The sequence below is a fragment of the Parachlamydia acanthamoebae genome (assembly GCF_000875975.1).
GTDB lineage: Bacteria > Chlamydiota > Chlamydiia > Chlamydiales > Parachlamydiaceae > Parachlamydia > Parachlamydia acanthamoebae.
The window spans coordinates 1-9,935 of the sequence record NZ_BAWW01000010.1; the positions used below are offsets into that span (position 1 = coordinate 1).

The 9,935-nt window shown below is 38.3% G+C and carries 11 protein-coding genes; 5 read left to right on the forward strand and 6 right to left on the reverse strand.

The annotated features are described in order from the left end of the window. Positions 1-104: 104 nt before the first annotated feature. Positions 105-638 carry a hypothetical protein gene (locus AOM43_RS05715; protein WP_059359408.1) on the forward strand — a complete coding sequence of 178 codons (534 nt, stop codon included), beginning with the start codon at positions 105-107 and terminating at the stop codon, positions 636-638. A 7-nt stretch (positions 639-645) separates the two neighbouring features. Here AOM43_RS05715 and AOM43_RS05720 read toward each other — a convergent pair whose 3' ends face one another. Then, positions 646-1,602, reverse strand: coding sequence for a zeta toxin family protein (locus tag AOM43_RS05720; protein ID WP_059359396.1), 957 nt, complete (start codon positions 1,600-1,602; stop codon positions 646-648). A 746-nt stretch (positions 1,603-2,348) separates the two neighbouring features. Between AOM43_RS05720 and AOM43_RS05725 the strand changes: the two genes are divergently transcribed. The 3 genes from AOM43_RS05725 to AOM43_RS05735 are packed head-to-tail and all read left to right on the forward strand — an operon-like array spanning position 2,349 to position 5,039. Beyond that, positions 2,349-3,230, forward strand: a complete 882-nt coding sequence (locus tag AOM43_RS05725) for an alpha/beta fold hydrolase (RefSeq protein ID WP_161792756.1) — start codon at positions 2,349-2,351, stop codon at positions 3,228-3,230. Positions 3,231-3,278: 48 nt separating this feature from the next. Beyond that, positions 3,279-4,262, forward strand: a complete 984-nt coding sequence (locus AOM43_RS05730) for an aldo/keto reductase (protein ID WP_013924693.1) — start codon at positions 3,279-3,281, stop codon at positions 4,260-4,262. 30 nt (positions 4,263-4,292) lie between these two features. Then, entirely contained in the window at positions 4,293-5,039 is a 747-nt protein-coding gene (locus AOM43_RS05735) for an SDR family oxidoreductase (RefSeq protein WP_059359400.1), read from the forward strand. A gap of 41 nt (positions 5,040-5,080) precedes the next feature. Here the strand turns inward: AOM43_RS05735 and AOM43_RS05740 are convergent, their stop codons facing one another. Next, the gene (locus AOM43_RS05740) at positions 5,081-5,887 is read right to left on the reverse strand and encodes a DUF2608 domain-containing protein (RefSeq protein ID WP_059359402.1); all 807 of its coding nucleotides are present in this window, start codon (positions 5,885-5,887) and stop codon (positions 5,081-5,083) included. 106 nt (positions 5,888-5,993) lie between these two features. Here AOM43_RS05740 and AOM43_RS05745 point away from each other — a divergent pair, with 106 nt between their 5' ends. Then, the gene (locus tag AOM43_RS05745; RefSeq protein WP_059359404.1) at positions 5,994-7,436 is read left to right on the forward strand and encodes an SDR family oxidoreductase; all 1,443 of its coding nucleotides are present in this window, start codon (positions 5,994-5,996) and stop codon (positions 7,434-7,436) included. Here the strand turns inward: AOM43_RS05745 and AOM43_RS05750 are convergent. The 4 genes from AOM43_RS05750 to AOM43_RS05760 form a co-directional block, all read right to left on the reverse strand. After that, positions 7,420-8,616 (reverse strand): multidrug effflux MFS transporter, encoded by a 1,197-nt coding sequence (locus tag AOM43_RS05750; RefSeq protein ID WP_059359405.1) that lies wholly within the window; start codon positions 8,614-8,616, stop codon positions 7,420-7,422. The genes AOM43_RS05745 and AOM43_RS05750 overlap by 17 nt on opposite strands. Before the next feature lie 92 nt (positions 8,617-8,708). Continuing rightward, a complete protein-coding gene (locus AOM43_RS13670) occupies positions 8,709-9,122 on the reverse strand; it encodes a metallophosphoesterase family protein (protein WP_226987416.1) in 414 nt (137 codons plus the stop codon). After that, a complete protein-coding gene (locus AOM43_RS13675) occupies positions 9,115-9,363 on the reverse strand; it encodes a metallophosphoesterase (RefSeq protein ID WP_226987417.1) in 249 nt (82 codons plus the stop codon). Before AOM43_RS13675 ends, AOM43_RS13670 begins: the two co-directional genes overlap by 8 nt. A gap of 25 nt (positions 9,364-9,388) precedes the next feature. Next, positions 9,389-9,721: an MORN repeat-containing protein gene (locus tag AOM43_RS05760; RefSeq protein WP_059359410.1), complete on the reverse strand. Its 333-nt coding sequence runs from the start codon at positions 9,719-9,721 to the stop codon at positions 9,389-9,391. Positions 9,722-9,935: the final 214 nt, after the last annotated feature.

The following is a 9,935-nucleotide window of genomic DNA, read 5'->3' on the forward strand; positions in this document are numbered from 1 at the left end:
CATGAGCGCACTCCCATTTAGTTTTTGTCGTAAAAAACATTTTAAGGATGCGCTCTCTTTTTTTCACCTCATACACAACTTTTGATCATATCTCAAAAGACGATATGCCCTACATATTTGTTCTTGTTCCACCAACAGACCTTTCGCTGAAATATGTTAACGAATCTCAGAGACTTTTTGATGATTGCAATAAAGATTATCGTCTAACTAGTGATGGAACTTCCTCTCCTCACATTTCTATTGTTCAGTTCGACTGTGAGTCTGCAGAAATAGCACATACTGTTTGGATAAATATGCAAAGGAGGTTGCGAGAAGAGAATTTTCAACCATTTTCACCTCCCTTTTCGGGCGTTGCTTTTGTGAATGGGACAGGTCCTTATCAAGAAACTGTGTGGGCTGAATTGTCGGTTGATCGAGGAGAAGAAAATTCACCTATCATGTGCGTACACTCCATTGCGGTAGAGGTCGTCCAAGCTTTTGGCTTAAAGCTTCTGAATGCCTGTGGTAATCGTTTTCGACCACATTTGACTCTTGCACGTATTACAATGCCTAAAGAGATAAAAGCGTGGTCTGAAGATCTTTGCTTAAATCCAGGAAACTTTAATTTAAAGTTTGGAGAATCTGATGAAAAGTTCTGAGCATTTTCTAAAAAGTAATTAATTTAGAAAGATTTTCGACAGATTTTTCCCAACTTAAATCAGGTTTTTCTAAAATTTTTATAGCTTCATTGTGAATGACTCTAATTTTTTCGTATGCTGAAGAATTCACAATGTCAATGTGCAAGGTCCCCACTTTTTCAGATTCACTTTCATTTCTAAACCATCTTGCTCCTAAGAGAGCATTTTCCTTCACGCTATCTCGATAGTAAAAATCAATTTCATCCGCATATTTTAGAAAAGTATCTTGAATCCTTTGAGGAACTAGTAATCCCTTTTCTTTAACGTCGTTTTCCGTTGTCTGCACAAATTCTCTTTCTCTTTCATTAATGGAACCCCAGCGGACGTCATCTGAAGCAGAAATGTGTATAATTTTTATTTTATATCCTTGTTTTTTAAGGAACTCAAAGAATTTTCCTGTTGCAGGACTAGAACAGGTTGTTCCAAAATAAAACGCATATTTTTCACGAATAAGATTTGCAAGAATAAGGTGAGCCGCTGCATTTGACCCAGGTCTCCATTTATTATAAACTTTCTGACGGGAGGAAAAAGATTTATCGCAGGTTTCGATGTCTGCAAGATAAGTTTTTGTTTGACTTTGCAAGCATACATCATCAGGGCAAATGTAGGCATAATTTTTACCTAGGGTTCTCTTTTCTTCTAAATCCTGTCTAAGTTTAGTCGTTTTTCCAGCCCCTGGTGAGCCTGCAGTAATAATGGCGAGGCTTTCATTTTCAGGATTTTCAGAAAGAATTTTTTGATATAAAGCATTAATATCATCACGCAAATTTCGCGATTCTTCTTTTGAGTACTCTTCTGAATGATCAAAAGCTTTTCCTGATAAAAAACTTTCTAAAATATTTTTGGGGAGGGAATATTCGTAACTAGTTTCCGTAGGATAAATAAGATTTAAGTCACAGGCATCAAAGCTAAAGGATCCCAACATGATTATTTCCTCTTTAGAGGCCACTTGCTTTAATTGAATAGAAAGCAAAAGCTCAGTGTTAATAATATTTCTATTTTCAACTGTTCCAAACTAGCTAAAGCTACTTTAAGCAGAGGAAAAAATCAAGGAGAAGCTATAAAAGCCGTGCAGAGAATAGGAGTCTAGAGAGATCAAGAATTTTTGGATATAATGTGGAGCAAATTATCAACGGAATTGATGAAGTCAAAAGGGATGCTTAAACTTAACTTGTGAAACTATTGAATGGTAATCGGTATATTGTTTCTAACAAGGGGCGGGAGCCTATTTTCGGACCATTTATTCGAAATCTTTGAATTAACTTGAATTTTTTTGAAACAATTTTACTTGTTGCACCACGGTTTTTTTAATTGGGCCCTTATCAAGAACTTCAATAAGCAAAATCCTCTTGAAGATTCTTTATAGTGTTTTAATCTTACTGAATATTTTTGAGCCGCTTCTTCACAGATATCAAAAGCAGCTTGGAAGTCTTCTAGATTGGACTAGAATGATTTATTATGTAAGTTGTTCGAAGATGATCGAGGGATGTCTCGTAAAATTTTGTGCTTCAGTTTTTTTATACAAACAAGGAGGCGTTCTAAATAAAGCAATCAAATGATTTTTATTAAAACTAGGAAAATAATTATTTTATGGATATGGATATCTATCAAATAAATTATAGGTAGAATATGAAGACAATTCAAAGCAGGATCTGTCTGGCGACATTGATTATGAGCATATTTTTTATATGTGGATGCAGCAGTCGTGAGAAACGTGTTGAAGTCAAAAAAGCTAAAGTGGGAGATGTTGAATTAGCTTATTACACACGAGGCAGTGGAGAACCTCTAGTCATGCTGATGGGTTTTAGAGGGACGATGGCGATGTGGGACCCTGCACTGCTTGAAATATTAGAAAATAAATATCAGCTTATTCTTTTTGATCATCGTGGAGTTGGGTTGTCATCTGACACTCCAAATAATTTAACAACGATTCCCCAAATGGCTGAAGATACGGTAAATCTAATTAAATACTTGGGTCTTCAGAAAGTGCATATTTTGGGGTGGTCAATGGGGTCAAGGATTGCAATTGAAATGGGTCTTAAATTTCCGGAAATGGTCGATTGTATGATCTTGTGTTCTCCTAATCCAGGGGGCAAATTTCAAGAAGCCAGAAAGTCACATGCCTACACAGATTTAACGTCAGCAGAATTAGATGAGCAGCAGGTTTTGTCTCTTATTTTTCCTGCAACGAAAGAAGGGGAATCTGCAGCTATTGGGTTTGCCATGAGAACGGCTGATGCTATTATTAGTGGTCGTGTGCCAAATGATATTCAAATAAGTACCCAAACCATAGAGAGACAAGTTGAAGCATTAAAACAGTGGGATGAAGATGATCATTATTATGAAGATCTCTCCAATATCAAGGTGCCAACTTTGGTAACGGGAGGAGTAAAAGATGAATTAGATTCTCCAAAAAATGTCTCTAAAGTTGCTTGTCGGATTCCTTTTGCATGGTCTGCTTATTTTCCACATGCTGGACATGCCTTTCTTTCACAAAATTATCAACACTTCGCAGAATTGGTGACTTTATTTATTGAATCCAATAAAAAATAATCATTATAAATGAAAATTTTGCAAATTTCACGATAGGAATATGGGTAAATGGAATATAAATTTTTGGGAAAAACTGGGGTACAGGTTTCATCATTATGCATGGGGACCATGACATTTGGAAAAGAGGCTGATGAAGCCACTTCTGCTGCGATTTATAAACGATGTCGCGAAGCTGGCATTAATTTTTTTGATACCGCAGATGTGTATTGTGAAGGTATTTCGGAGCAAATTTTGGGAAAGCTAATTCAAGGAGAACGAGAAAATATTGTTTTAGCCAGCAAAGTGTATTTTCAAGCAGGTAAAGACATGAATCAACATGGTTTATCCAGGCGCCATATTTTTCACTCCATAGAAGGAAGCCTTAGAAGACTAAAGACCGACTACTTAGATATCTATTATTTACACCGTTTTGACGATTTCACGGATCTCGAGGAAACGCTTTATGCTTTTAATGATCTTGTGCGCCAAGGAAAAGTTTTATATCTCGGTGTAAGCAATTTTGCAGCCTGGCAAATTATGAAAGGTTTGGGGATTTCAGCGAGGGAGCATTTAGCCCGTTTTGCTTGCATGCAGCCCATGTACAATCTTCTTAAGAGGCAGGCTGAAGTGGAATTATTTCCGATGGCTCTTGCTGAAAACTTGGCTGTGTTTCCTTACAATCCGCTGGCTGGTGGAGTGTTATCGGGAAAATATTTAAAAAAGAGGGATGAGGGGCGTTTAGCAATTAATAAAGTCTATGAATTGCGTTATGGAAAAGTGGCAGGAGAAAAAGAAGTCATTGATTTTATTGCATTTGCCAAAGCAAAAAATCTCGATCCAGTAAGCTTAGCGATTAGCTGGGTTGCTAGTCACCCAGCTGTGACAGCTCCCATATTAGGAGCACGCAGCGTAGCGCAACTCGAGCCCGCACTTCGATCTATTGATATTAAAATGACTGAAGGATTGCGAAAAGAGCTCAGTGCTCTCACTGTAGAGCCTCCATCAGCAACCGACCGGTCGGAAGAACGCATTCCAGAGAATAATTTTAAATAGCATTTGGACATTGAAAACCAGGAGAATTTTATGAATGAAGAGGGAAAAGTTGCCTTCATTACCGGTGCTAATCGTGGCCTTGGTTTTGAGACCGCTCGCGAATTGGGTGAAAAAGGAATCACGGTGATTTTGGGTTCAAGAGATAAAGTGAAAGGAGAAGCTGCTGCCGAAAAATTAAAGGCGAAAGGAATTACGGCTATCGCATTTCCATTCGATATCAATCAATTTTCAGACCACCAGGCCATCTATAAATATATCGAAACGCATTTTGGAAAACTCGACATACTAGTTAATAATGCGGGAATTTGGTTAGAAAGTAAGGATATTCACGGTGCTAATCAAACAAGTGCTATTTCGCAAGAAGTCCTACGCAAAACATTTGATGCCAACTTTTTTAACCTAGTCGCTTTAACTCAAACGCTACTACCGTTACTTATAAAGGCTCCTGCAGGCAGAATTGTCAATCTCTCCAGTATTTTGGGATCATTGACTTTACACTCAGACCCGTCATCACCGATATACGATTTTAAAGCATTTGCTTATAACGCATCCAAAACGGCATTAAACGCTTTTACTGTGCACCTTGCTCATGAATTAAAAGGAACTAAAATAAAGGTGAATTCAGCCCACCCTGGTTGGGTAAAAACTGATATGGGAGGGGAGGCTGCTCCTATGGAGGTATCTGAAGGGGGAAAAACGAGTGCTCAGTTGGCTCTTTTGCCTGAAAATGGACCCACTGGACAATTTATTCATTTAGGTGAGGCCCTTCCCTGGTAGTTAACTGAGATGAGCATTTTTAAACGCTCATCTCCTTCCTCTTACTGTACGGGAAGCGGGGCGGTATGTAATAAGCGCTCGGCTTCTTCATCAGACATGAGGTGATTGAATGTGGAATAACGCCATTGAATATTGGCAATTTCTGGACAAAAATTGGCAACTCGCTGATCACTGTAGCTATATCTTAAACCAATAAAGTCGATGTTTCTTGAAAGAACACTCGCTTCGACATCTTGTAGGTGCTTGAGCTTATCGTTGATAAAGACAATTCTGTTGGGGTGGTAGTTGATCAGATCCAAAAGTTTTAAAAGTGCTTTTCCTTTGTTAGTTCCCGAGGTAAACAAAATTCCATTTCGATAAAGAATCCCATGATCATTGATGAAATAATGATCTTCTGCGGAAGGTGCTGTGCGAGATAAATCGATTTTTAAAGAATGCAGTTGGTTTACTGTGCGTGTTGTTAAGGCTAGACCTTGAGTTGTTAAACCCATGATCGTGATTTTTTGTTTTTGTAAGTCATCGATAATTTGATCGGTGCCTTCTTCTACAATTTTAACATGCGTGAGATGTCGAATAGCTTCCCACTCCGCCAAGGCCTTGTCTAACGCCGCGGCGTACACTTTCTCTCGACATTCATGTATTTTGAGGCGATGCATGAACCAAGCATCTGTTCCAATGGTTTGAACAGGAATAAGAAGGGTATCATCAATATCAAGAATGAGCAGCGTATTAGGCTTGGCATAGGCCACAATTTCGCTAAAATGGGGTGTCTCCACAATTTTACTGAAAAGAGTTGAGTAAAATAGAAGAAAATAAAAAGATGTTGTGTATAATATTTTTTTCAACATGTCAGATCCTTATTTGGCTTTAAAACGTCTTTACAAAGGATATCTGTTTTTTTTGAATAAAGTCTAGAATGAGCTAACTTTTAGAAATTTTTACCCAAGCATGATCATGAAAATTTTATTGACAGGTGCTACCGGATATATTGGCTCTCGGCTGCTTGAGCTGCTTCTTGAACAAGGACATGAGGTGGTGGCGATCGCTCGCTTTCAAAGCCCTTTTCTTTTGGTTGAGCATGCCAATCTCACAGTTATTCTCATGGATCTACTTGAAGAAAATTCTTCACAAGAACTTCCAAGCGATATCGATGTTGCTTATTATCTTGTTCATGCGATGAGCTATGGGAAAACTCAATTTGCACAATTTGAAGAAAAATCGATCCACAACTTCGTTAACCTTGTGCGGAAAGCTCGGGTTAAGCAAATTATTTATTTAAGTGGGCTATGTAATGATAAAAATCTTTCTCCCCATCTGATGTCACGTTATAAAACGGAGTGTTACATACGGGAGAGTCAGATTCCATATACCATTTTACGGGCTGGGATTATAATTGGATCCGGCAGCGCGTCCTTTGAGATTATTCGGGATTTGGTCGATAAATTACCTGTTATGGTGGCTCCACGCTGGATCAATAACCTTTGTCAACCTATCGGTGTTCAGGACGTTTTACGCTATTTAATTGCCGTTGTGAAGCATCCTGAATGCCTAAACCAAGTCTTCGATATCGGAGGTCCTGATCGGTTAACTTATAAAGAAATGCTTCTGATTTATGCTAAGGAGCGGAAACTTAAGCGCTATATCTTTGCTTTACCTGTTTTAACGCCCAGGCTTTCTTCTTATTGGCTTTACTTTGTAACTTCTGTTAATTTTTCTTTAGCTTATGCTCTTGTCGATAGTGTAAAAAATGAGACAGTCTGTCAAGAGAGCCGTATTCTAAAAATCTTTCCTCAGCCATGTTTAAAGTATCAAAAATGTCTTGAACAAGCTCTCGATGTTGTGGAACAAAATCCTCTGTTACCTGGTTGGAGAGATAGTCTCGTCTCAGGTATTTTGGAATCTAAGCTAGCAAAATTAGTGAAGGTTCCGACGCACGGGTGTTTAGTCGATCGACGTACGGTTGAAACAACGGCATCTCCTCAAGATGTGATCGATCAACTTTGGTCCATCGGTGGAAAAAGGGGATGGTATTATATGGATTGGGCATGGGAGTTAAGAGGATTTATCGATAAATTGCTTGGGGGAGCCGGTTTGAATAGGGGGCGTACCTATCCACACGATATTTTCGCAGGATCTTCTTTAGATTTCTGGAGAGTTTTGCTGGCCGATAAAGAAAAAGGACATCTTTTGCTCTATGCAGAAATGAAAGTTCCCGGTGAAGCCTGGCTAGAGTTTATTGTCGAGCCAACCTCAGAAGGCTCTCATTTGATTCAAACGGCTTCTTTTCGTCCTAAGGGTGTGCTAGGAAGGCTTTATTGGTATACGCTACTTCCGATTCACAAACTCATTTTTCGTGGAATGGCGCGTGCTATTGCGCATCCTAAACCGTCTCAATAGATTTGGCAGGTCTTGGGCTAACTTGAAATAGACTATAAGCCGTAAAAGCAATTAAAAGGATTGTGATGGCATAAGGGATTGTGGAATTCACGGGAAAAATCATTAAAATGGATCCCACTAATGCAGCTATTCCAAATTCTAATGAACCAAAAGCGGCGGAAGCTGTCCCGGCAATATGTCCAAAAGGTTCCATCGCTTTGGATGCTGAGCTTCCCAGCAAAAACATAGCCCCTGTACAGGCAATGACCATGGGGATAAGAAATCCGGCTAGACTTAAAGAAGCAAAGTAATACCACACAAGCATGCTAGATCCACCTATAAACATTAAATGAATGCCGAGTCTAACAGTGAAATGGGCACCTATTTTTTCACTCATTTTTCCACTCGCTATTCCCCCAAAAGCGATCACGCAACCAAATGCAGCAAAATAATATCCAAATTCTTCGGTGGGGACTTCAAGTAAATTGATGATGATGAAAGGAGAGATGGAAAAAAAACAGAACAATACGCTTTCAGCCAATCCAGCAATCACTGCGTGCACGAGGAATTGCTTATGGCTAAAAATTTGCACATAGCGTTTAAAAATGGATCGGCTTACTTTTGTGCGTTTATCAACTTCAAGAGTTTCTTGAATAAGGATTTGATTGATAAAGAAAGCAAATGTTCCAATCAAAGCTAAAAAAATGAAAATGCTTTTCCAGCCAAAGTAAAGAGATAAATACCCTCCGAGAATAGGAGCAAAAAGCGGAGAAATACCGATGCCTCCATTTAAAAAACTGTACATTTTGGCATTTTCATTGCCAGAAAATAGATCGCGGATGATGGCAAATGCTGTGACAAGCATTCCACACGCACCAAAAGCACTTACAATGCGTCCAAAAATAAGTCCATAAATATGATGAGATGAAGCACAAGTCAGAGAACCTAAGGTAAAAAAAATGACGGATACATAAAGAATTTTACGCCTTCCAAAATGATCAGTAAGTGGTCCCACAAATAATTGTCCAAAGCCTGTGATGAATAAAAATAAACTCAAAGTTAATTGAATCAAAGCTGGTGTGGTGTCAAAAATTTGGACCATCTGAGGAATGATGGGAATGTAGATATCTAATCCAAAAGCGAAGCTGAAAACAAAGGGAGTCAAAATCCCAATTAACTTAAATGTAGGATAATTTTTCATTTTGATAAAAATCTTGAAAATTTTAGAAAGGCTGAATATGCCTTATTTTAAACCTTAAAAGAATTGCTTCCAATAGAAATAGATCGTCTGTTTTAGAAAACATATCTTTCATTTTGTTTGAATAGACGAGTGAAGCCGGGACGATAAGGTTTATAACTGTCATTGAGTGATGCCGCGTTAACAAAAATTTTACCTGCGTGAGTCTTCACATTGCGAGCTCCGTGGATGTGCCCAAAGACGTGCAGCTTAATTTGGCTGGCATGAATGTTTTTTTCTAATTCCTCACAACCCACGTGGCGCGTCCATTGCCTACTAATCTTCACCTCATCTAAAATGCCATAGCAGGGCCCATGTGTGATTAAAATTTCTGTATCGGATGGAATGAGATCCCAATGCGCTTTAATTTCATCACCGCGATGACGGTTAAAGGCCCAATTTTCAAACCAAGGAGTAATAGGCGATCCCCAGATTTTTATACCATGAATTTCAACACCGGAATCATTCAACAGATGAATATGGCTTTTGGCATTCTTCTAACATTTGTTCAGGTTGCTTTTCAAAAATGAAATCATGATTTCCAGCGATCAAGATACGATGACGGTAGGATTGTTTGTTGAACCAATCGAGGAAGACCAAAGCTTCTGGAAATTGGCCAGTCGATGTACAATCTCCGGCATGGATTAAAATATCACCTTCAGGAAGTTGAAAATAAGAATGCTTGGAATGCGTATCGGAGATACAATCGATGGATAAGCGATTTGTCCTCGAATACTCATGGAATTTGCCAAATCAATTTGCCATTTCCAAAAGTTCGGGTGACATTTTCCTGCCCAATTAACTTGTCATGATTAAACTCTCCTTTTAAGACTGAGCCATCGGGAAGGATTTGTTGTCCATGTCTCTTAAGTTTTGCATTGATAAATTGACCTTCACTAATGATCTGATTTGTAAAATATACTTTGCCTTTACCATTTAAAACGTCATCTTTACTTGGCATTTGATTAAATTGAAATCCTTCCTCGTAAAAACCTAATGAAAAGAACCATGATTCTTCTAAATCCTTAGTGCGAGAATTAACTTCTTCAAAAATCTTTTTCGTCTTCATCGATTTATTAAGAATCTTTGTTTTCAAACACTGTGTTCTTAAAATTGTAAAATAACCATCATAAACCTCTATGGGAGTGATTTTCCTAAAATAATCGCTATCATTATTGGTCTGAATGCAAGAGATATTGTCAAATGTTGTGTTTTGAGCATCTAATAGCGCATCCAATTTTTTAAAAATTAAGCTGTGTATTTCACGTTAAAGACTTCTTCCC